Annotated in this window: 21 protein-coding genes; 19 read left to right on the top strand and 2 right to left on the bottom strand. The window is 72.8% G+C overall.

The genetic code is table 11. From position 1 onward, the window contains the following. Position 1 precedes the first annotated feature (1 nt). From IEY82_RS20635 to IEY82_RS20625, 3 genes are all read left to right on the top strand, one after another. A complete protein-coding gene (locus IEY82_RS20635; protein WP_189125796.1) occupies positions 2-625 on the top strand; it encodes a TetR/AcrR family transcriptional regulator in 624 nt (207 codons plus the stop codon). Between the two features lie 70 nt (positions 626-695). Next, a complete protein-coding gene (locus IEY82_RS20630; protein ID WP_225263435.1) occupies positions 696-1,442 on the top strand; it encodes an SDR family NAD(P)-dependent oxidoreductase in 747 nt (248 codons plus the stop codon). 45 nt (positions 1,443-1,487) lie between these two features. After that, entirely contained in the window at positions 1,488-2,264 is a 777-nt protein-coding gene (locus IEY82_RS20625) for an SDR family oxidoreductase (protein WP_189125795.1), read from the top strand. 98 nt (positions 2,265-2,362) lie between these two features. Here the strand turns inward: IEY82_RS20625 and IEY82_RS20620 are convergent, their stop codons facing one another. Beyond that, positions 2,363-3,280, bottom strand: coding sequence for a 3-oxoacyl-ACP reductase (locus IEY82_RS20620; protein ID WP_189125794.1), 918 nt, complete (start codon positions 3,278-3,280; stop codon positions 2,363-2,365). 239 nt (positions 3,281-3,519) lie between these two features. Between IEY82_RS20620 and IEY82_RS20615 the strand changes: the two genes are divergently transcribed. The 3 genes from IEY82_RS20615 to IEY82_RS20605 are packed head-to-tail and all read left to right on the top strand — an operon-like array spanning position 3,520 to position 7,679. After that, positions 3,520-4,680 (top strand): steroid 3-ketoacyl-CoA thiolase, encoded by a 1,161-nt coding sequence (locus IEY82_RS20615; RefSeq protein ID WP_189125793.1) that lies wholly within the window; start codon positions 3,520-3,522, stop codon positions 4,678-4,680. Between the two features lie 6 nt (positions 4,681-4,686). After that, on the top strand, positions 4,687-7,062 hold the full coding sequence (locus tag IEY82_RS20610; RefSeq protein WP_189125792.1) for an acyl-CoA dehydrogenase family protein: 2,376 nt from the start codon (positions 4,687-4,689) through the stop codon (positions 7,060-7,062). After that, the gene (locus IEY82_RS20605; RefSeq protein WP_189125791.1) at positions 7,059-7,679 is read left to right on the top strand and encodes a PaaI family thioesterase; all 621 of its coding nucleotides are present in this window, start codon (positions 7,059-7,061) and stop codon (positions 7,677-7,679) included. The genes IEY82_RS20610 and IEY82_RS20605 overlap by 4 nt, the downstream gene beginning before the upstream one ends. Before the next feature lie 144 nt (positions 7,680-7,823). Here IEY82_RS20605 and casG read toward each other — a convergent pair whose 3' ends face one another. Next, entirely contained in the window at positions 7,824-9,479 is a 1,656-nt protein-coding gene (gene casG / locus IEY82_RS20600; RefSeq protein ID WP_189125790.1) for a steroid-24-oyl-CoA synthetase, read from the bottom strand. A 237-nt stretch (positions 9,480-9,716) separates the two neighbouring features. Between casG and IEY82_RS20595 the strand changes: the two genes are divergently transcribed. The 13 genes from IEY82_RS20595 (at position 9,717) to IEY82_RS20535 (ending at position 24,428) form a co-directional block, all read left to right on the top strand. After that, a complete protein-coding gene (locus IEY82_RS20595) occupies positions 9,717-10,478 on the top strand; it encodes an SDR family NAD(P)-dependent oxidoreductase (RefSeq protein ID WP_189125789.1) in 762 nt (253 codons plus the stop codon). Between the two features lie 62 nt (positions 10,479-10,540). Continuing rightward, entirely contained in the window at positions 10,541-11,944 is a 1,404-nt protein-coding gene (locus IEY82_RS20590) for an ABC transporter substrate-binding protein (protein ID WP_189125788.1), read from the top strand. 70 nt (positions 11,945-12,014) lie between these two features. Continuing rightward, entirely contained in the window at positions 12,015-14,300 is a 2,286-nt protein-coding gene (locus IEY82_RS20585; protein ID WP_189125787.1) for an ABC transporter permease, read from the top strand. Beyond that, the gene (locus tag IEY82_RS20580) at positions 14,287-15,018 is read left to right on the top strand and encodes an ABC transporter ATP-binding protein (protein ID WP_189125786.1); all 732 of its coding nucleotides are present in this window, start codon (positions 14,287-14,289) and stop codon (positions 15,016-15,018) included. The genes IEY82_RS20585 and IEY82_RS20580 overlap by 14 nt, the downstream gene beginning before the upstream one ends. Next, complete coding sequence (locus IEY82_RS20575) at positions 15,015-15,725, top strand: ABC transporter ATP-binding protein (RefSeq protein WP_189125785.1); 711 nt, start codon at positions 15,015-15,017, stop codon at positions 15,723-15,725. The genes IEY82_RS20580 and IEY82_RS20575 overlap by 4 nt, the downstream gene beginning before the upstream one ends. Positions 15,726-15,728: 3 nt before the next feature. Next, positions 15,729-16,085 (top strand): hypothetical protein, encoded by a 357-nt coding sequence (locus tag IEY82_RS20570; RefSeq protein ID WP_189125784.1) that lies wholly within the window; start codon positions 15,729-15,731, stop codon positions 16,083-16,085. Positions 16,086-16,195: 110 nt separating this feature from the next. Continuing rightward, positions 16,196-17,413: an NADH:flavin oxidoreductase gene (locus IEY82_RS20565; protein WP_189125783.1), complete on the top strand. Its 1,218-nt coding sequence runs from the start codon at positions 16,196-16,198 to the stop codon at positions 17,411-17,413. Between the two features lie 14 nt (positions 17,414-17,427). Further along, entirely contained in the window at positions 17,428-19,083 is a 1,656-nt protein-coding gene (casI, locus tag IEY82_RS20560; protein ID WP_189125782.1) for a steroid-22-oyl-CoA synthetase, read from the top strand. 39 nt (positions 19,084-19,122) lie between these two features. Further along, positions 19,123-20,289 carry an acyl-CoA dehydrogenase family protein gene (locus tag IEY82_RS20555; RefSeq protein WP_189125781.1) on the top strand — a complete coding sequence of 389 codons (1,167 nt, stop codon included), beginning with the start codon at positions 19,123-19,125 and terminating at the stop codon, positions 20,287-20,289. Further along, positions 20,286-21,404, top strand: coding sequence for a bifunctional MaoC family dehydratase N-terminal/OB-fold nucleic acid binding domain-containing protein (locus IEY82_RS20550; RefSeq protein ID WP_225263431.1), 1,119 nt, complete (start codon positions 20,286-20,288; stop codon positions 21,402-21,404). The genes IEY82_RS20555 and IEY82_RS20550 overlap by 4 nt, the downstream gene beginning before the upstream one ends. Further along, the gene (locus IEY82_RS20545) at positions 21,404-22,708 is read left to right on the top strand and encodes an acyl-CoA dehydrogenase family protein (RefSeq protein WP_189125780.1); all 1,305 of its coding nucleotides are present in this window, start codon (positions 21,404-21,406) and stop codon (positions 22,706-22,708) included. Before IEY82_RS20550 ends, IEY82_RS20545 begins: the two co-directional genes overlap by 1 nt. Further along, positions 22,705-23,244, top strand: a complete 540-nt coding sequence (locus IEY82_RS20540; protein WP_225263429.1) for a MaoC family dehydratase — start codon at positions 22,705-22,707, stop codon at positions 23,242-23,244. The genes IEY82_RS20545 and IEY82_RS20540 overlap by 4 nt, the downstream gene beginning before the upstream one ends. Beyond that, positions 23,241-24,428 carry a lipid-transfer protein gene (locus IEY82_RS20535; RefSeq protein WP_189125779.1) on the top strand — a complete coding sequence of 396 codons (1,188 nt, stop codon included), beginning with the start codon at positions 23,241-23,243 and terminating at the stop codon, positions 24,426-24,428. Before IEY82_RS20540 ends, IEY82_RS20535 begins: the two co-directional genes overlap by 4 nt. The last annotated feature ends 2 nt before the right edge of the window (positions 24,429-24,430 follow it).

Raw genomic sequence — 24,430 nt, 5'->3', positions numbered from 1 at the left:
CGTGCCACGAATCGCCGAGGTCAGAGCGCCGGCCGAGCCCAGCTCGCCGGAGCAGCGGGCCCGGCACGTGCGCATCCTGCGGGCCGCCGCCCACATCGGGGCCGACAAGGGGCTCGACCGGGTCCAGATGCAGGAGGTGGCCAAGGCGGCCGGTGTGGCCATCGCCACGCTCTACCGCTACTTCCCCTCCAAGACCCACCTGTTCACCGCGGTGATGGCCGAGCACGTCGACCGGTTCGGCGACACCGTCGGGGCCCCCAAGCCGGGCACCGGCCCGGAGGACACGGTCGGCGATGTGCTCGTGTCGGCCAGCAGGCAGTTCCTGCGCCGGCCCGCGCTCGCGCTCGCGATGCTCACCTCCGCCAACGTGGCCAACGCCGCCGCGGTCGCCGACGCCGGCCGGATCGACGCGAGCTTCCGCCAGATCGTGCTGCGCTCGCTCGGCATCGACGACCCGACCGTCATGGACATCACGCTGGTGCGGCTGCTCATGCAGTGCTGGTACGGCGTGCTGCAGTCGACGCTCAACGGCCGGATGTCGATCCCCGACGCCGAGAGCGACATCCGGATCGCCTGCCGGCTGCTGCTCGCCTCGCGTTCGAACGCGGCTCCGCCCTCCCGCTGAACGGGACGCCGCCGCCGTGGCGGATCTCGCGCGGATAGCGTGCCGTGACGCGGACGACGGAGGGCTGGCAGTGAACCGATTCGACAGGGTGAAGGTGCTGCTCACAGGTGCCGGATCGGGCATCGGGCGGGCCGCCGCGATCCGGCTGGCCGCGGAGGGCGCGCAGATCTTCGCCCTCGACCGGGGTGAGGAGGGGCTGGCGGAGACCGCGGGGCTGGTGTCCGGGCCCGGCCGGTTCGTCCCGCACGTCACCGACGTGACCGACGAGCAGGCGGTCGTCGAGGCCGTGGCGGCGGCGGCCGGCGAGCTGGGCGGGATCGACGTCCTGGTCAACGTCGCGGGCATCCACCGGACGACGCCGATCGAGACGCTGACGGTCGCCGACCTCCATCTGCTGTTCTCGGTCAACCTGGTCGGCACCGCGCTGCTGTGCCGCGAGGCGCTGCGTCACCTGCCCGACGGAACCGGCGTCATCGTGAACGTCGCCTCGTCGGCCGCCACGCAGGGTACTCCGTACATGACGGCCTACTCGGCGTCCAAAGGGGCGGTGCTGAGCTTCTCGCTGAGCCTGGCGGCCGAGCTGGCGGGGCGCCGGATCCGGGTGGTGCCGATCTCGCCCGGCACCGTGGCGACCCCGCTGACCAGCGGCCTCGAATTCCCCGAGGGGCTCGACCTCCGCTACTTCGGCCGGATCCGCTCGCTGTTCGGCAGCGCCGGCCCGGAGCAGATCGCGGCGGTCATCGCGTTCGCCGCCTCGGCGGACGCCGGCTACCTGACCGGGGCCGAGATCCTGGTGGACGGCGGATCCGGCACCTGAGGGCCCCCGACGACCTCGTCAAGGAGCGACCATCAAGGAGCGAGTGTGCGACGAAAGATCGTGGTGACCGGCTCGGCCTCGGGCATCGGCAAGGCGCTGGCCACCTCCCTGCGGGAGCGGGGCGACGAGGTGATCGGCGTCGACCTGAAGGACGCCGACGTGTGCGCCGACCTGTCCACCCCGGAGGGGCGCGGGAAGGCCGTCGAGTCCGTGCTGGGCCTGACCGATGGCGTGCTGGACGGCGTGGTCGCCTGCGCCGGAGTGGCCGGGATGACCGTGCAGACGGTCAGGGTCAACTTCTTCGGCGTGACCGCGCTCCTGGAAGGTCTGCGCCCGGCGCTCGCCCGCGCCCCCAGGCCGCGGGCGGCGGTGGTCGCCTCCATCGCCGCCGTCCAGCCGGTCGATCCGGAGGTGGTGCGCGCCTGCCTCGACGACGCCGAGCCGGAGGCGGTGACGCTGGCCGAGCGCGCCATGGAGCGCGGTGACGGCTGGCGGCTGTATCCGGCGTCGAAGAACGCGCTGGCCCGCTGGCTGCGCGGGCGAGCCGTCACCCCCGACTGGGCCGGATGCGGCATCCCGCTCAACGCGGTGGCGCCCGGCATCGTGCTCACGCCGATGACGGAGCCTCTGTTCGAGGACGAGGCGATGCGCAAGGTCATGGACGAGGCGGTGCCCATGCCGCTGAACGGCCACGCCGGGCCCGAGGTGATCGCCGACGCGCTGCGCTGGCTGATCGGCCCGGACAACTCCCACATGACCGGGCAGATCATCTTCGTCGACGGCGGCGCGGAGGCCACCCTGCGCGGGCCGGACCAGGTCTGACCGCCCCGCGACGGTGCGGGGGCGGCCTGCGCGGGCCGGACCAGGTCTGACCGCCCCGCGTCGGGCGCCGCCCCTCACCGGGGGCGGCGCCCGTCCGGTCAGCGCTGCGTCTCCGTGGTGTCCAGCGCGGCCACGCCGTAGGCGGCATAGGTCCGGTACGGGTCGCGCCCGCTGAAGTACGGCGTGAGCAGCGAGTCCAGCTCGCGCGTGGAGAAGACCCCGTCGGCCGCGGTGAACTTCCGCTCCACGACCGGAGCGGCCATCAGCGCGACCATGTCGCCGTACACGACGAACACCTGACCGTTGATCTCCTCGGCGGCGGGGGAGGCCAGGTAGCTCACGAACGTGCCCACCCGCTCGGGGGCGAGGATGTCCAGCGCGCCCGCCGCGCGCCCGTCGGCGAACACGTCCGCCGTCATGCCGGTGCGGGCCCGGGGGCAGATCGCGTTGGCCCGCACCCCGTACCTCGACAGGCCCTGCGCGGTCGACAGGGTCAGCGCCACGATGCCGGCCTTGGCGGCGGAGTAGTTGGGCTGTCCGGCGGAGCCGAAGAGGAACGCCTCGGAGGAGGTGTTGATCACCCGGCCGTAGACCGGGCCGCCCGCCGCCTTGCTCGCCGCCCGCCAGTGGACGGCCGCGGCCCGGGAGACCGAGGCGTGCCCCTTGAGGTGGACGCGGATGACGTCGTCCCAGTCGGACTCGGTCAGGTTGAACAGCATCTTGTCGCGGAGCACGCCCGCGTTGTTGACCAGGATGTCGAGACCGCCGAACGTCTCGACCGCCGTGCCGACCAGCCTGTCGCCCAGGGACCAGTCGCCGACGTCGCCGCGCACCGCGACGGCCTCCCGGCCGAGCGCCCTGATCTCGTCGGCGACCTCGTCGGCGGCCGGCCCCATGTCGTTGACGACGACGTTCGCGCCGTGCGCGGCGAGCGCCAGCGCCTCGCTGCGTCCCAGACCGGCGCCCGCGCCGGTGACGACGGCGGTCCTGCCCTCCAGGCCGGTGTTCGAACTCATCTGCGGCTCCTGCTCGGTCGGCTCGTCTGGCCAGGCGAAACTAGTATTCATTCTGTTTTCGCCCAAGTGGGCGTCCCGTTGAGTGGACGTGGGCGGTGGCGCTCCGGACCCCGCCGAGGCCTGGCCTGGCGGTCGCGCGGACCACTCAGCGGGACTCGTAACGGAAAGAATAGAAATTCATTCTAGTCTCGACCGCACCAAGGTTGATCGTGGCAAACCCCCGCTAACGAGGAGAAACAATGGCTGAGGCCGTCATCGTCGACGCGGCGCGGACGCCGGTGGGCAAACGCTATGGCGTGCTGTCGGGGCTGCACCCCGCCGAGCTGCTCGGCATCGCCCAGAAGGGGCTGCTGGCGCGCAACGGGATCGCGCCCGACGCGATCGGGCAGGTGATCGGCGGCTGCGTCACCCAGGCGGGCGAGCAGTCGAACAACGTGACCCGCCAGGCCTGGTTGCACGCCGGCCTGCCGTACACCACCGCGTGCACCAGCGTCGACTGCGCCTGCGGATCCTCGCAGCAGGCGGTGCACCTCGTCGCGGGGCTGATCGCGTCCGGCGCCATCGACGCCGGCATCGGCTGCGGCGTCGAGTCGATGAGCCGGGTCTTCCTCGGCCAGGCGCTCACCCCCGAGACCGGCAGCCCCCGTCCGGACTCGTGGTCCATCGACCTGCCCGACCAGTTCACCGCGGCGGAGCGGATCGCCCGCAAGCGCGGCCTGACCCGCGCCGACGTCGACGGATTGGGCCTGCGTTCGCAGCGGCTCGCCGCGCGGGCGTGGGCCGAGGGACGCTTCGACGGGCAGATCGTCGAGGTCGAGGCGCCCGTGATGGGCGCCGAGGGCCCGACCGGCGAGACCGCGGTGATCACCCGCGACCAGGGACTGCGTGAGACGACCGCCGAGGGCCTGGCCAAGCTCAACCCCGTCCTCCCCGACGGCGTCCACACCCCCGGCAACACCTCGCAGATCAGCGACGGCGCGGCGGCCGTGCTGCTGATGTCGGCGGATCGGGCCAAGGCGCTCGGCCTGCGGCCCCGGGCCCGGATCGTGGCCTCCGGCATGGTCGGCTCAGACCCCTACTACCACCTCGACGGCCCGGTCGACGCGACCGAGCACGTCCTGCGCAAGGCCGGCATGTCGCTCGGCGACATCGACCTGGTCGAGATCAACGAGGCCTTCGCCTCGGTCGTGCTCTCCTGGGTGCAGGCGCACGACGCCGACCTGGACAAGGTCAACGTCAACGGCGGCGCCATCGCCCTCGGGCACGCCGTCGGCTCCACCGGCGCCCGCCTGATCACCCAGGCCGTGCACGAGCTCGAACGGTCCGGCAAGGCGACCGCCCTGATCACCATGTGCGCCGGCGGCGCCCACGCGACCGCCACCATCATCGAACGGATCTGACGCCCGATGACCATTGGACTGACCGAGGAGCATCGCGACCTGCGCGACGCGGTGCGCGCCTTCGCCACCCGCGAGATCACCCCGGAGGTGGTGCGCGCGGCGGTCGACGCCAAGCGCGAGGAACTGCCGGCCTTCTGGCCGGCGCTCGCCGAGCAGGGGCTGCTCGGCCTGCACCTTCCCGAAGCCGATGGGGGAGCGGGCTACGGCCTGCTCGAACTCGCCGTCGTCGCCGAGGAGCTGGGCCGCTGGGTCGCGCCCGGGCCCTTCCTGCCCACCGTGCTGGCCGGAGCCGTGCTGCGCCGCGCCGGACACCGGGCCTGCCTGGCAGGGCTGGCCTCGGGCACGATGATCGGCGCGGTCGGGCTGCGGCCGGGCGGGCTCACGCTCACCCGGGACGACACCGGGCGGCTGTCCCTCTCCGGCGTCTCCGAACCCGTCATGGGCGGCCACGTCGCCGGCCTGTTCGTACTCCCCGCCGTGGATGCCCGGGATCGCCAGGGCGCCTGGGATCGCCAGGACGCTCGGGATCAGAGGGAGGATCGGCACGGCCGGGAGGACCGGCACGCCCTGGGCGGCGGGGATGCCTCAGGCGGTCTCGCGACGGTATGGGTGGTGGTGGCTCGCGCCTCGGTCGAGGTCGAGGACCTGCCCGGCCACGATCTGACCCGCAGGCTGTCGCGGGTCACCGCCGCGGACCTCACCGTCGCCTCCGCAGACGTGCTGACCGGCCTCGCTCCCGGCGACGTGCCCGATCTGGCCGCGACTCTCTTCGCGGCCGAGGCCTCCGGCATCGCCGACCGGGCCACCGCGACCGCCGCCGACTACGCCAAGGTGCGCCACCAGTTCGGCCGCCCGATCGGCCAGTTCCAGGGCGTCAAGCACCGCTGCGCCCGGATGCTGGTGCGCGCCGAGCAGGCCAGGGTCTGCGCCTGGGACGCCGCCCGCGCCGCCGACGGCATCGGTCACGGGAACGCCGCGACCGCCCCCGCCGGGGCCGCCGACACCACCAGCGACGCGAGCCGCGCGGAGGCGTCACTCGCCGCCGCCGTCGCGGGCGCGACCAGTGTCGAGGCCGCCTTCGCCACCGCCAAGGACTGCATCCAGACGCTCGGCGGCATCGGGTTCACCTGGGAGCACGACGCGAGCCTCTACCTGCGGCGCGCCCAGACCCTGCGCATCCTGCTCGGCCCCACGCCGTGGTGGCTGCGCCGGGTGGCCCGCCTCACCCTGGACGGTGTGCGCCGCGGCCTCGGCGTCGAACTGCCGCCCGAGGCCGAGGACGTCCGCGCCGGGATCCGGGCCGAGCTGCGGCCCGCGCTGGACCTCACCGGCCAGGAGCGGCTGGCCTACCTCGGCGAGCACGGCTACGCGGCCCCGCACCTGCCCGCCCCCTGGGGCAAGGACGCCGACGCGGTCACCCAGCTGGTGATCGCCGAGGAGATGCGCTCGGCCGGGCTCAGGGCCGCCGCGCTGATCATCGGCGCCTGGGTGGCGCCGACCCTGATCGCGCACGGCGACGCCGCGCAGCAGGAGAGGTTCCTGCCCGCGACCATGCGCGGCGACCTCGTCTGGTGCCAGCTGTTCAGCGAGCCGGGCGCCGGCTCCGACCTGGCCGCGCTCACCACCCGCGCCGAGAAGGTCGAAGGCGGCTGGAAGGTCACCGGCCAGAAGGTCTGGACCTCCATGGCCCGCGAGGCGCACTGGGGCATCCTGCTGGCCAGGACCGATCCGTCCGCGCCGAAGCACCGGGGCCTGTCGTACTTCCTGCTCGACATGCGCAGCCCCGGCATCGACATCCGGCCACTGCGCGAGCTGACCGGCGACGCGCTGTTCAACGAGGTGTTCCTGGACGAGGTGTTCGTCCCGGACGAGATGCTCGTCGCCCGGCCGGGCGACGGCTGGAAGCTGGCCCGCACCACCCTGGCCAACGAGCGGGTCTCCCTGTCGCACGACTCCTCGCTCGGCAGCGGCGGAGAGGCCCTGCTCGACCTCGCGGCGGCCGCGCCGCACGAGGTGGACGACGAGCGGCTGACGAGGCTCGGCGCCATCCTGTGCGACGCCCAGTCGGGCGGGCTCCTCGGCCTGCGCACCACCATGCGGTCACTGACCGGGCAGCAGCCCGGCGCGGAGTCCAGCGTGGCCAAGTTCATCGGCGTCGAGCACGTCCAGGAGGTCTGGGAGACCGCGATGGAGTGGCTCGGCCCGGCCTCCATCACCGGTGAGCGCGGTGAGGTCCCCGACGCGGCCTGGCGGTTCCTCAACGCCCGGTGCATGTCGATCGCCGGTGGCACCACCGACGTGCAGCTGAACATCATCGGCGAACGACTGCTCGGCCTGCCCCGCGACCCGGAGCCGGTCGCGCCCGCGGGGGCAGCGTCATGACGCCCGAACGGCCGGAGCTCACCGCGACGCCGCGCAACAAGGGCGTGGACGAGGCGGTGGCCGCGGCCCGGCGGGTGATCGCCGCGCTGCTGCACGCGGGCGACCGCTCGGCCGCCGAGATGTCGACGATGGCGGACCGGCTGAACGCCGTCGCCGACCACCTGGAGGAGCACGCGCCCGCCGTGGAGGAGCGGATGATCGACATGTGGCGGGGCGAGGGCGTGACCCGGCACGACCCCGTGACCGGGCCGGAGAACGCGCTCGCCCCGCCACTGCACCTGCACGGCAGGCAGGACGGCTCCATCGAGGGCGTCGTCGTCCTGGGCATGCCCTACCAGGGGCCGCCCGGCTACGTGCACGGCGGTGTCTCCGCGCTGCTGCTCGACCACACGCTGGGCGTGGCCAACCACTGGGCGGGGCCGTCGGGGATGACGGCGGAGCTGACGCTGCGCTACCACCGGCCGACGCCGTTGTTCGAGTCGCTGACCGTGACGGGACGGCAGGTCTCCGTGGACGGACGCAAGATCAGGACCGTGGGCACGATCAGCGCCGGCGGGGAGGTCGTCGTCAGCGCTGAGGGCCTGTTCATCGACAAGCAGCTGCCGCGTCCGCGCTGACGGCGGCAGAAGCGACGAGCGGTCGCCGTGTCCGCGCTGACGGTCGCGAAAGCCGTCCGTTGTCGAGCGGTCGCCGCGCCCGCTCGACGGACCAGGAAGAGCCCAGGCCGGGATGGCCTGGGCTCTTCGCGTGGCTGAGGCGGGTCAGGTGGACGTGACGGAGCGTTCGACCTCGCCCCGGATCACCTTGCCCGTCGGGTTGCGGGGGAGTGGTTCGGTGGTGATGCGCCACCGGGACGGGACCTTGAAGTAGGCCAGCCGCTCCCGCGTGTACGCGGCCAGCTCCTCCTCGCCGGTGGGCCGCCCGGCGGAGGTGACGACGACGGCCGTGACCTCCTGCCCCAGGTCGGGGTGGGGGGTGCCGATCACGACGCACTCCAGCACGCCGGGGTGCTCGGCCAGGACGTTCTCCACCTCGGCCGGGTAGACGTTCTCGCCGCCGCGCAGGATCAGGTCGGAGCGGCGGGTGGTGAGCCGCAACCGGCCCTGCTCGACCACGCCGATGTCGCCGGTGTGCAGCCAGCGGTCCTCGCGGATGGCCCGCGCCGTGGCCTCCGGATCCTCCCAGTAGCCGAGCATGACGAACGGGCTGCGGACGCAGATCTCGCCCTCCTCGCCCTCGGGCAGCGCCCTGCCCTCCGGGTCGCGGACCTCCACCCGTACGGTCGTGATCGGCCTGCCCAGCGTGCCCGGCGCCTCCGCCAGGTCCATGGGGCTCGCGGCGGCCACGGCGGTCGACGTCTCCGTCAGGCCGTAGCTGTCGACCAGGGCCTGCCGCGCCACCGGGAACGCCGCGCGCAGCCGCTCCTTGAAGGCGGGTGACGACGGCGCGGACGCCAGCGCGAAGGAGGTCAGCGAGGACAGGTCGTACCCGCTCAGGTCGCCGTGCTCGATCAGCCGCTTGGCCATCGTGGGCACCGCGCCCCAGTTGGTGACCCGCTCCTTCTCGATCAGGCGCAGCACCCGGTCCACGTCGAAGGCGCCCTCGTGCAGGACGACGGTGCTGCCGTTCGCCAGCCGCGGCACGGCCAGGTTGTGCAGGCTCGCGATGTGGAACAGCGGCAGGACCAGCAGGTAGCGCCGGTCCATCGGGTCGGTCGGGTCGCCGAACGCGCGCAGCAGCGCGTCGTTCATGCGGTGGTACTCGATGACCGACGTCAGGTTGCGATGCGAGTGCGTGGCGCCCTTCGGCCGGCCCGAGGTGCCGCTCGTGTAGAGGATGACCGCCGGGTCGTCGTCGCCGGCGTCGTACGGGGCCAGCGGCTCGTCCGGGTGCAGGCGGGCCAGCCGGGGGATGTCCTCCTCCAGCGTCAGGACCGTGGCGCGGCCGCCGACCGCCGCCACCCGCTTGGCGTCGGCGATCACCAGCTTGGGCGTGGTGTGGCCCAGGGCGTACTCGGTCTCCCGGGGCGACCACCAGGCGTTGTAGCCCACGGCGATCGCGCCGACGGCCACCGTCGCCCAGAAGGACAGGATCCAGCCGGGGGAGTTGGCCGCGTCGATGGCGACCCGGTCACCCGGCCGGACGCCGTGGTCCTCGCGCAGCGCCCTGGCCAGCGAGGCGACCTGACGCGCGTGCTCGGCGAAGCTCAGCCGCCCGTCCGCGGTCACGACGTAGTCGCGCTCGCCGAACCGGACGGACTCCGCCAGCACCTCACCTAGGTTGCGCCGGCGGTTCGCGAACACCGTCATACGGGCGCCGAGCACCTCCTCCTCGGCGAGTTCGAACTCGCCGCCCGGTCCGGTGAGGCGTGTCATGATCTCCATCGCCGCGGTTCTCGGATCTGTCGGCGTGCCCATCAGCTCCCTCTCCCACCGACGCGTCGCTACGCCGGTGTGCCTTCTGGCCGCTCATTCTGTCCATCGGCGGTCACACCGGGGTGCGGCTCCCGCTCAGCGGGATCGTGTGACAGGAGCCACACCTCACCGTGTCCCTTTCGTGATCGACAGGCGACTCCCGGTGAGCGGGACAGCCGATCTCCAGGAGAGCAAGGTCACATCACTATGGCGGCCAATGCCGATGGAACGGGACACCACATGGGAATTCTCGCCGGGAAAGTCGCGATCGTCACAGGAGCCGGCCAGGGAGTGGGCCAGGGCATCGCCCTCGCACTCGCCGGTGAGGGCGCCGCCGTCGCGGTGCTCGGGCGCACCATGGACAAGCTCGAATCGACCTGCGCGCTCGTCCGCGAGCGAGGCGGTACGGCCGAGCCGTTCCTGTGCGACGTGAGCGACACCGAGGCGATCCCGGCCGTGGTCGACGATGTGGCGGCGCGGTTCGGCGGGGTGGACATCCTCGTCAACAACGCCTACTCCGGCTCCTACGGCCCGTTGCTGTCGATGAGCGACGGCGCGTTCCAGAAGGGCTTTCGCAGCGGCCCGTTCGCCGCCTTCGCGTTCATGAAGGCGTGCCACCCGCACCTGAAGCGGCGCGGCGGCGGCAGCATCGTCAACCTGGTGACCTCGGCCATGGTCCGATGGGACCCCTCCACCTACGGCGCGTACGCCGCGGCCAAGCAGGCGCTGCGCTCGCTGACCCGTACGGCCGCGGCCGAATGGGGCCGCGACGGCATCCGCGCCAACAACATCGCCCCGCACGCCCTGTCCCCGGGCCTGAAGGGGTGGACGGAGACCAACCCCGAGGAGGCGGAGGAGTTCCGCAAGACGATCCCGCTCGGCCGCATCGGCGACTGCGAGGCCGACATCGGCCGGGCCGTGGTCGCGCTGGTGGGCCCGGACCTGCGGTATCTGACCGGCGCGACCGTGCCGCTCGACGGTGGTCAGGCGAACTTCGGCTGACCCGCACCACCCCCCCCACAGACACCGCCGCGGTCGGGCGGTCACGAAAGGAGAGAGATCGCATGGAAGTGAAGGCGATCACCCGTTTGGCGGCCGGTGCCCTGGCACTGGTGACGCTCGCGGCCTGCGCGAGCGAACGCGGCGCCGCGCCGGAGGCCACCACCGCCGCCGGGCAGCCGTCGGCCGCCGCCAGCCAGGAGACGTTCGGCACGCTGCAGTCACCCTGCGGGCCGGGCACCGCCAAGGGGGCGACCGACCAGGGCGTCACCGACACCGGCATCACCATCGGCTTCGGCGACGACCGCGGCTTCCCCAAGGCGCCCGGCCTGTCCAAGGAGATGGGCGACGCGGTCGGCGCCATGATCAAGTGGTGTAACGGCCAGGGCGGCATCAACGGCCGCAAGATCACCGGCAACCAGTACGACGCCGCCTACATGCAGGCAGCCACCGTCATGCAGAAGGCCTGCAAGCAGGACTTCATGCTGGTCGGGCACGGCTTCGCGCTGGACGAGGCGGCCGAGCAGTATCGCGTCGGCTGCAAGCTGCCCATGGTCGCCGGCTACACCGTCGGCCCGAACGCCGCCATGGGCCCGATGAAGTTCGAGCCCGTCCCCTACCCGGTGGACCACTTCAACGCCGCGCCGCTGCGCGTGGCCGCCAAGACGTTCCCCGGCTTCGCCAGCGACGTCGACCTGATCACCTCCACCTCGCCGGCGGTCATGGCGGGCAGCAAGAAGATCGAAGCCGCCATGAAGAGCATCGGCGTCACCCCCAAGAAGTGCGGCGTCCAGCTCAACAACGAGGGCGACCCCAGCTACGTGCCGTTCGCCGAGAAGTTCAAGTCGTGCGGCGTCAAGGCGCTGTGGACCTCCAAGTCGCCCGACCCCGCCGCCTTCAGCCTGCTGGAGGCGCTGGACCGGGTCGGCGCCGACCCGACGCTGGTCTTCGAGGCCACCTGGTACAGCCAGGCCGTCGCCAAGTGGAACGCCGCCGGCCAGGGCGACAACCTGCACGCCGGCCTGATCTTCCAGCCGTTCGAGAACGCCGGCCAGGTGCCGGCGGTCAAGAAGTACCTCGACCTGGTCAACGCCGAGAGCGGCAAGACCGCGCTGCTCGGCATGCAGGCGACCTCGGCGTTCCTGCTCTGGGCCACGGCGGCCAAGGACTGCGGCTCCGACCTGACCCGCCAGTGCATGGTCAACAAGCTCAGCCAGGTGCACGAGTGGACCGGCGGCGGCCTGCACGCCCCGACCGACCCGGGCGGCAACCTGCCGGCCTCCTGCTCGCTGATGGTGAAGCTCACCGGCTCGACGTACAAGCAGGTCGCCCCGGCGACCGTCGGCGAGTTCGACTGCGACCCGGCCAACGTGATCAAGACGGACCCGTCCACGTGGGGCACCAAGCTCGGCGAGGACCGGATCGCCACCACGTTCCTGACTCCCGACGTGATCAAGCCGCAGGGCTGATCGTCCCCCGGCCGCGGACCGGCCGCCCGCCGGTCCGCGGCCTTCCAGCCGTCCAGAGCAAGGGCAGCGCATGACCACGTTCCTGACCTTCACCCTCCTGGGGCTCGTCCTCGGGGCGGTGTACGCCATCGCGGCCTCCGGGCTGGTCCTGACGTACAACACCTCCGGGATCTTCAACTTCGCCCATGGCGCCCAGGCCATGCTCGGCACGTTCCTCTACTGGCAGCTCGCCCACGGCTGGGGCTGGCCGGTCTGGCTGGCGCTGGTCGTCGTGGTGGGCGTCGTCGGGCCCGCCATGGGGGCCGCGCTCCATGCCGTGATCATGAAGGGGCTGCGGGACACCGCGGACGTGACCAGGATCGTGGTCACCGTCGCGATCATGCTCGGCATGGTGTTCCTGTCGCAGTGGCTCTGGCATCCGGAGGAGGCCAGGGTCGTCGAGATGTTCTTCGGCGCCGACGCCAAGGTCGAGTTCCTCGGCGTCGTCGTACGGGTCCACGAGATCATCTGCCTGCTCGTGGCGGCCGCGATCGCCGTGGGCCTGCGCATGCTCTTCACCCGCAGCCGCGTCGGCGTCGTCATGCGGGGCACCGTCGACGACCCCGACCTGATCCGGCTCAACGGGCACAACCCCGACCGGGTGGCCGCGCTCTCCTGGGCGATGGGCTCGACCCTCGCCGTGCTGGCCGGCATCCTCATCACGCCGATCGGCGGTGGCGCGCTGGAGGCCAACGCGCTCACGCTGCTCGTCATCGACGCGTTCGCGGCGGCGATGTTCGGCCGGCTGCGCAGCATCCCGCGCACCTTCGCCGGCGCGATGGTGCTCGGCCTGGCCGCGACGTACGTCACCGCCTACTTCCCGACCGACTGGACGTGGGCCGGCAACCTCCGCGTCTCGCTCCCGATGATCATCCTGTTCGTGGTGCTCGTCCTGCTGCCCCAGGACCGGCTGCGCGGCGCCGCCGTCCGGACCCGCGAACGCTACCGGGTCCCGACCGTGCGCCGGGCCGCGGTCTGGGGCGTCGCCCTGGTGGCCGCCGTCGTCCTGCTCATGCCGCTCATGGAGGACACCTCGATCACCACGTTCGGGCTGGGCATGACGTTCGCGATCATTGCGCTCTCGCTCACCCTGCTGACCGGCTACGCGGGGGAGCTGAACCTCGCGCCGCTCGCCTTCGGCGCGGTCGCCACCATCGTCGCCTTCCACTTCGGCATCACCGGCACCGGACTGGCCGCCCGCCTCACCCTGTGGGGCATCCTGCTCGCGGTGCTCGTGGCCGCCGTCGTGGGCGGCCTGGTCGCGCTGCCCGCGCTCCGGCTGCGCGGGCTCTACCTGGCGCTCGCCACCATGGCCTTCGGCGTGTTCCTGTCGAACATGGTGCTGCGCGACACGGTCGAGCACACCCTCTTCGGCGTCACGTTCTCGCTGTTCCCGAACGGCGCGCTGATCGTCCCGCCGCTCCAGCTCGGCCCGCTCGACCTGCGCGACCCCGGCACGCTGCTGATCAGCGCCACCGCGCTGTTCGCGGCGATCGCCGTCGGCCTGGTCGCGCTGCGCGGCAGCGGCTACGGCAGGCGCCTGGCGGCCATGAAGGACAGCCCCGCCGCCACGGCGATGCTCGGCCAGGACCTGGTCAGGCTCAAGTTCGGCGTCTTCATGCTGTCGGCCGCCATCGCCGGGCTCGGCGGCGTCCTGATGTCGACCGCCGCCGGATCCGTCTCGGGCGAGAACTTCGCCATCATGGCCGGCCTGTCCCTGGTGATGCTCACCGTCGTCGGCGGCATCGGATACGTCAGCGGCGCCCTGTTCGGCGGCCTGATGTCCGGCGTCGGCTTCGTCATCATCATCGGCACCTTCAACGACCTGGCCAGGGCCACCCCCGAGATGGCGACGATCTACCAGACCCTCGGCCAGGTCGTGCTGGTCGCCACCGCCCTGATCGGCATGGGCGTGGGCAAGAACCCCAGCGGCCTCGTACACGACCTCTTCGACGGCTACCGGACGCTGCGCGGCGCCCGGCCCGTGCTGGCCGGAGGCGCCGCCGCCGGAGCCGTGCTCTACCTGCTCGCGCTGACCGGCGTCATCGGCAACTGGTGGTTCGCCATCCTGACCGCGCTGCTGGTCATGACGCTGCCGGCGCTCGGCAGGGCGCTCATGCCGCGGGCCGTGCTGACCGAGGAGGAGCTCGCCCGGCGCCGGAGCGTACCGCCCGAGCTCGCCGGCATCGACGAGCCGTACACCGACGAGCTGCGCGACCGGCTCGACCAGGAGCTCGGCCTGCCCGCCCGCGAGGGCCGCGGCGGGCCGCACGCCAGGCCGGCCGTCGAGGAGGGAGACGTCCATGCCATTGCTTGAGACCCGGGGCATCACCGTCCGCTTCGGCGGCAACCTCGCCGTCGACGAGGTGAGCGTCGGCATCGAGCCGGGCCGGATCACCGGGCTGATCGGGCCGAACGGCGCCGGGAAGACGACGCTGTTCAACACGGTCACCGGCCTGCTGCGGCCCGACGCCGGACAGGTGCTGCTCGACGGCGCCGACATCACCCGGCTGCCGCCGGCCAGACGGGCCCGGCTCGGCCTGGCGCGCACCTTCCAGCGGCTCGAACTGTTCCTGTCGCTGTCGGTGCGCGACAACGTCAGGGTCGCCGGAGACATCCGGCGGGCCGGCGGGCACCGCGCCGACGTCGGCAAGGAGACCGACCGCGTCCTGGAGCTGACCGGCCTGAGCGACATCGCCGACCTCGACGTCTCCGGCATCCCGACCGGCCGGGCCCGCGTCGTCGAGGTCGCCCGCGCCCTGATGACCTCGCCCCGGGTGCTGCTGCTGGACGAGCCCGCCTCCGGCCAGACCGAGGCCGAGACCGACGCCTTCGCCCGGCTGCTGACCGGCCTCGCCGCCGACGGGCTGGCGATCTGCCTGGTCGAGCACGACCTGCCGCTGGTGATGCGGCTCTGCTCCACCATCCACGTCCTCGACTACGGCGCGGTCATCGCCTCGGGCACGCCCCGCGAGATCCAGGAGTCGCCCCAGGTCATCGCCGCCTACATCGGCACCGAGGAGGTCTCGGCATGAAGGACGAACCGGCGCCGCTGCTGGAGCTGGCCGGCGCCCGCGCCGCCTATGGCCCGATCGAGGTGCTGCGCGGAGTGGACCTCAGGGTCGAGGCCGGTTCGGTGGTCGCGCTGCTCGGCCCCAACGGCGGCGGCAAGTCCACCACCATGAAGGTCTGCGCGGGCCTGCTGCCGCTCACCGGAGGCGAGCTCAGGCTGGCCGGCAGGCGGGTCAACGGCCTGGCCGCCGAGGACGCGGCGCGGCTCGGGGTGTGCTCCATCCCCGAGGGCCGGGGCATCTTCCCCAACCTGACCGTCCGCGAGAACCTGTGGGTCGCCACCCGCACCGGCACCCGGCTGCGGGACATGGAGGAGGCCGCCTACACCCGCTTCCCGATGCTCGGCGAACGGCGCGACCAGCTCGCCGGGTCGCTGTCCGGCGGCCAGCAGCAGATGCTCGCGCTGTCGCGCGCCCTCGGCACCGCTCCCGCGATCCTGCTGCTCGACGAGCTGTCCATGGGCCTCGCCCCCATGATCGTGACGCAGATGTACGACACCGTGGCGCAGCTCGTCGCCGAGGGACTGTCCGTCCTGGTGGCCGAGCAGTTCGCCCGCGCCGTGCTGCCCATCGCCGACACCGCGGCCCTGATGCTGAACGGACGCGTCGTCTCGGTCGGCACACCCGGCGAGATCGAGGACCACCTGTCCAGCGGCTATCTAGGAGGTTGAACCATGCTGACAGAGGAACGACGCGAGCAGTTCAGGTCGGAGGTGGCGCGGATGAGACTCAAGACCGACCGCTCCCGCCACGACGGCAAGGCACGCGCGCTGGGCGCGCTGCTGATGGTCGCCGGAGTGGTCGGCGCCCTCATCGCCTACAACAACTCCCTCAGCCAGGACGACGCGCGCGACATCGCCTCCTTCCAGATCCTCGCCACGGCGTGCGTCTCCGTCACCGTGCTGGGCGCCGCCCTCTACCTCGCCGCGGCCGTGGCCGGAGTGCTGCGCCTGTGGCTGCTCCGCCAGCTCGTGGAAGGGCAGGCGCAGGCCGATCAGCTCGCCGAGGCCCTGCGCGAGCGCCGGGACTGACCCGCCGCGCCCCCTCGCTCTCCCGGTCAGCGGGATTCGCCGATCCCCGGCGGATCCCGCTGACTAACGTCGACCTTGCTCCAATCCGGAGTCCGGACGGAGGATCCCCCTTGACTCAGACGACACCCCCGGCCAAGGACGTGCCGGACGTGCTCGCCCCGGCGAAGCTCGGTCCGGTGACCCTGCGCAACCGCGTCATCAAGGCGGCCACGTACGAGGGGCTGAGCCGCAAGAGCCTGGTCACCGACGAGCTCATCGAGTTTCACGTGCGCCACGCGGCGGGCGGCGTCGGCATGACCACCGTGGCCTACTGCGCCGTCGCCCCCGAGGGGCGTACGAGCGCGCGGCAGCTCCAGTGGACGCCCGAGGCCCTGCCGGGCCTGCGCAAGCTGACCGACGCCGTGCACGCCGAGGGCGCGGCCGTCGCCGCGCAGATCGGCCACGCCGGCCCGGTCGCCAACCCCAAGTCCAACCGGCTGCCCGCGCTGGCGCCGAACCGGCACTTCCACGCCACGACGACCAGCTTCACCCGCGCGGCCAGCCGCGACGACCTGCGGCGGATCGTCCAGGCCCACGGGCACGCCGGCACGATGGCGATCGAGGCCGGCTTCGACGCCGTCGAGATCCACCTCGGGCACAACTACCTCGCCAGCTCGTTCCTCAGCCCCAGGCTCAACCACCGCAAGGACGAGTACGGCGGCAGCCTGGCGAACCGGGCCCGCCTGTCCAGGGACATCGCCCGCGCCGTCCGCGACGCCGTCGGCGACCGGATCGCGATCACCGCCAAGTTCAACATGGACGACGGCGTGCCCGGCGGCTTCTGGCTCGACGAGTCGATCCAGGTCGCCCAGTGGCTGGAGCAGGACGGCTCCGTCGACGCCCTGGAGCTCACCGCGGGCAGCTCACTGCTGAACCCCATGTACCTGTTCAAGGGGGAGGCGCCGCTGCGGGAGTTCGCGGCGGCCATGCCCCAGCCGATCAGGCTCGGGGTCAAGCTCGTCGGCAAGCGGCTGCTGCACTCCTACCCCTACCAGGACGCCTACCTGCTCAAGGACGCCCGGCAGATCCGCGCCGCGGTCAGGATGCCGCTCATCCTGCTCGGCGGGATCACCGACAAGAAGGTGATGGACCAGGCGATGAGCGAGGGCTTCGAGTTCGTCGCGATGGCCCGGGCGCTGCTGCGCGAGCCCGACCTGATCAACCGGATGCGGGCCGACGCCGACGTGAAGTCCCTGTGCATCCACTGCAACAAGTGCATGACCGCCATCTACGGCGGCACCCACTGCGTGCTGACCGGGCCCCTGATCAGGCAGGCCGAGCGGGCCTGAGGAGAACCACCACCGTGCGACGAGACACCATCGCCGACCTGCTGCTCGACCGGGCCGGCGACGACCACCCCGGGCTGCGGACCCGCGAGCGCACCTGGACCTGGGACGAGGTGGTGCGCGAGAGCGCGGCCCGCGCCCGCCTGGCGCGCGAACTGCGCGCCGACGGCCCGTTCCACATCGGGGTCCTGCTCGACAACGTGCCCGAGTACGTCTTCTGGCTCGGCGCGGCGGCCCTCTGCGGCGCCACCATCGTCGGCATCAACCCCACCCGGCGCGGTTCCACCCTGGAGCGGGAGGTCAGGCACACCGACCCGATGCTCGTCGTCACCGACGAGGCCGGCCTGCGCCTGCTCGACGGCCTCGATCTCGGCGTCCCTCGCGACCGGTTCCTGGTCGTCGACGGCCCGGACTACGCGGCGCGGCTCGCCGCCCAGGCGCGCGAGCCGTACCGCGAGCCGGACATCACGCCCGAGGCGCAGCTGCTGCTGCTGTTCACCTCCGGCACCACCGGGGCCTCCAAGGCGGCCCGCTGCTCCCAGGGCCGGCTCGCCAGGCTCGGGTACGCCAACTCCGGCAAGTATGACGTCCGGCGGCACGACGTGACCTACTGCTGCATGCCGCTCTTCCACGGCAACGCGGTGATGGGCCTGTGGGCGCCGTCGCTCGTCGCGGGCGCGACCGTCACCCTCGTGCCGAAGTTCTCCGCCTCCCGGTTCCTGCCCGACGTCCGCTTCTACGGCGCCACGTTCTTCACCTACGTCGGCAAGGCCATCGCGTACGTCCTGGCCACGCCGGAGACCCCCGGCGACGCCGACAACCCGCTCACCCACGCCTTCGGCACCGAGGCGTCACCGGAGGACCAGGCCGCCTTCCTGCGCCGCTTCGGCTGCCGGCTCATCGAGGCCTACGGGTCCAGCGAGGGCTCCGGCCTGATCACACTGGCCCCGGAGGGGCCGCCGGGCGCGCTCGGCAGGCCCGCCCACGCCGGGGTCAGAGTGGTCTGCCCGGAGACCCGGGAGACCTGCCCGCCCGCGCTGCTCGACGAGCACGGCCGGGTGACCAACGCCGAAGCGGCCATCGGCGAGATCGTGGACGTCGACGGCGCGGCCAGGTTCGAGGGCTACTACAACAACGCCGCCGCCGACGCCGAACGGGTCCGCCACGGCTGGTACTGGACCGGCGACCTCGGCTATCTCGACGAGGCCGGCTACCTGCACTTCGCCGGACGCTCCGGTGACTGGATCCGGGTGGACGGCGAGAACATCTCCGCCCTGCTCACCGAACGCGTCCTGCGCCGGCACCCGCGGATCGTGGCGGCGGCGGCCTTCGCCGTGCCCGACCCGCGCTCCGGCGACCAGGTGATGGCCGCCATCGAGATCCCCGAAGGCACCGCCTTCGAGGACCTCGCCCTGCCCGCCTTCCTGGCGGAGCAGGCAGACCTCGGCACCAAGGGGGCGCCGCGCTTCGTCCGGGTCTCCCACGCGCTGCCGGCCACCGGCTCCGGCAAGCTGCGCAAGAAGGAGATCCAGCACGACGGCTGGCGGACCGGCGACCAGGTCCACCGCTGGAGCGGGCGCGGCGCTCCCGACTACGTCCCGATGACCGGCGAGGACAAGGCCGCGCTGCGCGCCGAGTTCGCGGCCAACGGACGACAGCGGTTCCTGCCCTAGCCACCCACGGCCTTGGCGAACTCAGGAGGAGAACGGAACATGGATCTGCGCGAGACCCCCGCGCATCGGCGGCTGCGCACCGAGCTGCGGGAGTACTTCGCGGGGCTGCTGACCGAGGACGAGCGGCGCCGGGCCGGTGAGGAGGGCGTGGGAGGTCCCCGCTTCCGCGAGGTGACCAGTCGCCTCGGCGCCGACGGCTGGCTCGGCATCGGCTGGCCGGCCGAGTACGGCGGGCAGGGCCGCTCGATCGAGGAGCAGTACGTCTTCTTCGACGAGGTCCAGCGGGCCGGGCTGCCCTTCCCGTTCGTCACCGTCAACACCGTCGGCCCGACCCTGATGAGCCACGGCTCGGCCGAGCAGCGCGACAGGTTCCTGCCCGGCATGCTGTCCGGCGACATCGTCTTCGCCATCGGCTACACCGAGCCGGACGCGGGCACCGACCTGGCCTCCCTCACCACCCGCGCGGTCAGGGACGGCGACGAGTGGGTCATCGACGGCAGCAAGATCTTCACCAGCGGCGCGAACACCGCCGACTACGTGTGGCTGGCCTGTCGCACCGACCAGGACGCGCCCAAGCACCGGGGCATCTCGATCCTGATCGTCCCCACCGACGCCCCCGGATTCTCCTGGAGTCCCATCCAGTGCGTCGGCGGCATGGTCGTCACGGCCACCTACTACGGCGGCGTACGGGTGCCCGCCGGCAACCTCGTCGGCGAGGTCAACGGCGGCTGGAAACTCATCACCCACCAGCTCAACCACGAGCGGGTCGGCCTGGCCGCGCTCGGCGGCCGGATGATCCAGCTCTGGGAGCAGGTCCTCGGCTGGGCCCGCGACAACGGCGCCATCGAGCTGCCCTGGGTGCAACGCGACCTCGCGCGCACGTACGCGCGGCTGGAGGCGATGCGGCTGATGAACTGGAAGATGACCGCGGCCGTCGCGCGGGACGCGCTGTCCGGCGCCGACGCGGGCGCGGCCAAGGTGTACGGCACCGAGACGCACATCGACGTGCAGCGGACGCTGTCGCAGATCCTCGGCGCGGCCGGCCGGATCCGGCCCGGCTCACCGGGCGCCGTGCTCGCCGGTCAGATCGAGCAACTGTCCCGGCAGGGGATCGTCAACACCTTCGGCGGCGGCGTGAACGAGGTTCTGCGCGACATGGTCGCCACCCAGGGGCTCGGCCTGCCCCGGATGGGACGTGGAGCGTGAGCGCGCCCCAGCCGGTCAGCGACGACCGCGGCACGCCCGGGGCGGTGGCCGGTGGCGGCAGCGCGTCCGGGGCTGTGGCCGACGGCGGCAGCGCGTTCGAGCAGGTGGCCGACGACGTCAGCCCGTCCGGGCCGGTGGCCGTTGACGGGTACGAGGAGCGGCTGCTGGCCTTCACCGGCCGCGAGATCGTGCCGCCCAGGCCCGGTCCCGACCCGGTCAACGCGCCGATGATCCGCCACTGGGCCGAGGCCATGGGCGACGGCAACCCCGTCTACCAGGACGAGGAGGCGGCCCGCGCGAGCGGCCGGCCGGGGATCGTCGCGCCCGCGTCGATGACGCAGGCGTGGACGATGCGTGGGTACGCCGCCACCGTGGCGGGCCGGAGCGGCGGCCCGGGCTCCGAGGAACTCGCCGCCCTGCTCGGCGAGGGCGGCTACACCTCGGTCGTGGCGACCGACTCGGAGTTCGAGTTCCACCGCGAGCTGGTGCCCGGCGACCACGTCAGCGTGCGGGAGGTCGTCGAGTCGATCTCCCCTGAGAAGGTCACCGCCCTCGGCCCCGGCCGGTTCGTGACCACCGTACGCACCTACACGGACCAGAACGGCGAGACGGTCGCGGTGCAGCGCTGGCGCACCCTGCGCTTCCGCCCCCAGAGGCGCCCCACGCCGCCATCTCCGGCGGACACCCCGGAGACCCCGCCGGAGGCGCTCAGGCCGCGGCCGGCGGTGAACCGGGACAACGCGTTCTGGTTCGAGGCGGCGCGTGAGCACCGGCTGGTCATCCAGCGCTGCGCCGCGTGCCAGGCGTTGCGCCATCCGCCCGGCCCCTGCTGCCCGGAGTGCGGCTCGTTCGACTGGGACACCGTCGAGGCGTCCGGCCGCGGGCACGTTCACAGCTTCGTGGTCAGCCACCACCCACGTCATCCGGCGTTCGAGTACCCGCTGGTCGTCGCGGTCGTGGAGCTCGCGGAAGGCACCCGGCTCATCACCAACCTGGCCGGCGTCACCCCGGACGAGGTCGAGATCGACCTGCCGGTCACGCTCGACTGGCTCGACGCGGACCCCGGTCTCTCACTTCCCGTGTTCCGGCCGGTCGCGCAGGAGGATCACCACTGATGGACTTCACCCTGGACGAGGAGCTCGAAGAGGTTCGCGCTCTGGCGCGCGAGATCCTCACCGACCGCGCCACCACCGACCGCGTCCGTGCCGCCGAGAGCTCCGAGACCCACCTCGACGAGGAGCTCTGGTCGGAGCTGGGCAAGGCGGGCCTGCTCGGGATCGCCGCGCCGGAAGAGGCGGGCGGGGCCGGGCTCGGCCTGGCCGCGCTCTGCGTCCTGCTGGAGGAGCAGGGCCGGTTCGTGGCGCCGGTCCCGCTGTGGCCGGCCGCCGTCGCGGCCCTCGCGATCGCCGGGCACGGCACGCCCGCGCAGCGCGCGACCCTGCTGCCCGGCGTGGTGGACGGCACCTCCCGGCTCACCCTCGCGCTGGAGGAGTTCGGCCCCGCCGACCCGGCCCACCCGGCCTGCGCCGCCCACCGGCAGGCCGCAGGTCGGGACGAGAGCGCGCGAGACGACGCCGGTCGGAATGCCGCCGGTCGGGACGGTGCTGGTCGGGACGGTGCTGGTCGGGACGGTGCTGGTCGGGACGGTGCTGGTCGGGACGGTGCTGGTCGGGACGGTGCTGGTCGGGACGGTGCTGGTCGGGACAGCAGCGCGCGGGACGGCGACGGGGTACCGGATGGCGATGGGTGGCGGCTGACCGGGACGAAGGCCGTGGTCCCGTCGCCGTTCGGCGCGAGTCATGTGCTGGTCTCAGCCGCCACCGAGCACGGGCCGGGGCTGTTCCTGGTCGAGTCCGGCGCCGAGGGCGTCGTCTGGGAACGGGCCGAGACCACCACGCACGACCTGGCCGGCAACCTCACCCTGACCGGCGCGCCCGCGCAGGCGGTCGGGACGCCCGGCGGCGGAGCCGTCGCGTGGACCCTCGAACACGCCGCCGTCGCCCTGGCGGCCCTGCAACTCGGCGTCACCCAGGGCGCGCTGCGGCACGCGGTGACCTACCTCACCGAGCGCAGGCAGTTCGGCCGCCCGCTGGGCGGCTTCCAGGCGGTGCAGCACCAGCTCGCCGACTGCTACATCGACATCGACGCCCTGCGGGTATGCCTCTGGCAGGCCGTGACCGCACTGGAGGAGGGCCCCGCGCCGGCCGCCGTGCTGGTCGCGAAGTGGTGGGCCGGCGACGCCGGGCTGACCGTGGCCCACCGGGTGCAGCACGTGCACGGCGGCATCGGCGTCGACGTCGAGTACCCCGTGCACCGGCACTTCCTGTGGGCCAGGCAGATCGCCGGAACCCTGGGCGGGCCGAGCGCCGACCTGGCCCGCCTCGGCGGCGTCCTCGCCACCGGTCCGGTGACGCCGTGAACCCGACCTCCAGGACGTACGACTCCGGTGACGCCGTGAACCCGACCTCCAGGACGTACGGGGAGGTGGCGGTGGGCGACCCGCTCCCGGAGCTGGCGATCCCGCTGACCCGCACCCTGATCGTCGCGACCGCCATCGCCAGCCGCGACTACCAGGACGTCCACCACGACCCCGGCCTGGCCGTCGAGCGGGGCTCCGAGGACGTGTTCATGAACATCCTGACCACCAACGGCCTGGTCGACCGCTATGTCACCGAATGGGCGGGTCCTGCCGCCACCGTCAAGGCGATCAGGATCAGGCTCGGCGCGCCCAACTACCCCGGCGACACGATGGTGCTGACCGGCGCCGTCACCGCCAAGCACGACGAGGACCAGCGGGTCGAGATCGCCGTGCGCGGCGTCAACGGCCGGGGCGTGCACGTCTCCGGCACCGTCGCCGTAAGGTTGCCGGCCGCCGATCCGAAGGCCGCCGATCCGAAGGCCATAAACCCCAAGGCCGCAGCCCCCAAGGCCGCAGACCCCAAGGACGGAACATGAGCAGCCGCCCCCATCCGCTCAGCGGCGTCGCGGCCGTCGCGGGCATCGGCGCCACGGAGTTCTCCAAGAACTCGGGTCGCAGCGAGCTGCGGCTCGCCTGCGAGGCCGTGCTCGCCGCCGTGGCCGACGCCGGGCTGAAGCCGTCCGACGTCGACGGGATGGTCACGTTCACCGCCGACAGCAGCTCCGAGATCCACATCGCCCGCAACACCGGGATCGGCGAGCTGACCTTCTTCTCCCGCGTCGGTCACGGCGGCGGCGCGGCCTGCGGCACGCTCCAGCAGGCGGCCATGGCCGTCGCGACCGGCGTCGCCGAGGTCGTCGTCTGCTACCGGGCGTTCAACGAGCGCTCGGGCGAGCGTTACGGCCTCGGCCAGGCGGACCGGCCGATGGACACCAGCGCCGACCGCGCCGCCTACTCCTGGATGACGCCGTTCGGCCTGGCGACGCCGGCGCAGTGGGTGGCCGTGTTCGCCCGCCGTTACATGCACGAGTACGGCGCCACCAGCGAGGACTTCGGCCGGGTCGCGGTCGTGGACCGGCGGCACGCCGCGACCAACCCGGCGGCCTGGTTCTACCAGCGGCCCATCACCCTGGAGGAGCACCAGGCGTCGCGCTGGATCGCCGAGCCGCTGCGCCTGCTGGACTGCTGCCAGGAGACCGACGGCGGGCAGGCGCTGGTCGTGGTCTCGGCCGAGCGGGCCCGCGACCTGCCGCACCCGCCCGCCGTGATCCGCGCCGCCGCCCAGGGCTCGGGCGCCGACCAGCACATGATGACCAGCTACTACCGCCCGACGATCAGCGGCATCCCGGAGATGGGGCTGGTGGGCCGGCAACTGTACGGGCAGAGCGGCCTCGGCCCCGGCGACATGGACGCGGCCATCCTGTACGACCACTTCACGCCGCTGGTGCTCCCGCAACTGGAGGAGCTCGGCTTCTGCGGCAGGGGAGAGGCCAGGGACTTCGTCGCCGACGGCCACCTCGAACTCGGCGGGCGGCTGCCGTTCAACACGCACGGCGGTCAGCTCGGCGAGGCGTACCTGCACGGCATGAACGGCGTCGCCGAGGCCGTCCGGCTGGTCCGCGGCACGTCGGTCAACCAGCCGGAGGGGGTGAGCCACGTGATGGTCACGGCGGGCACCGGCGTGCCCACCAGCGGCCTCGTCCTGGGCGCGGACGGCTGAGC

This window comes from Nonomuraea cavernae (genome assembly GCF_014646355.1).
Classification (GTDB): Bacteria; Actinomycetota; Actinomycetes; order Streptosporangiales; family Streptosporangiaceae; genus Nonomuraea; species Nonomuraea cavernae.
Note: the sequence above shows the minus strand (reverse complement) of the source record. Positions and strands in the feature narration are given on the sequence as shown.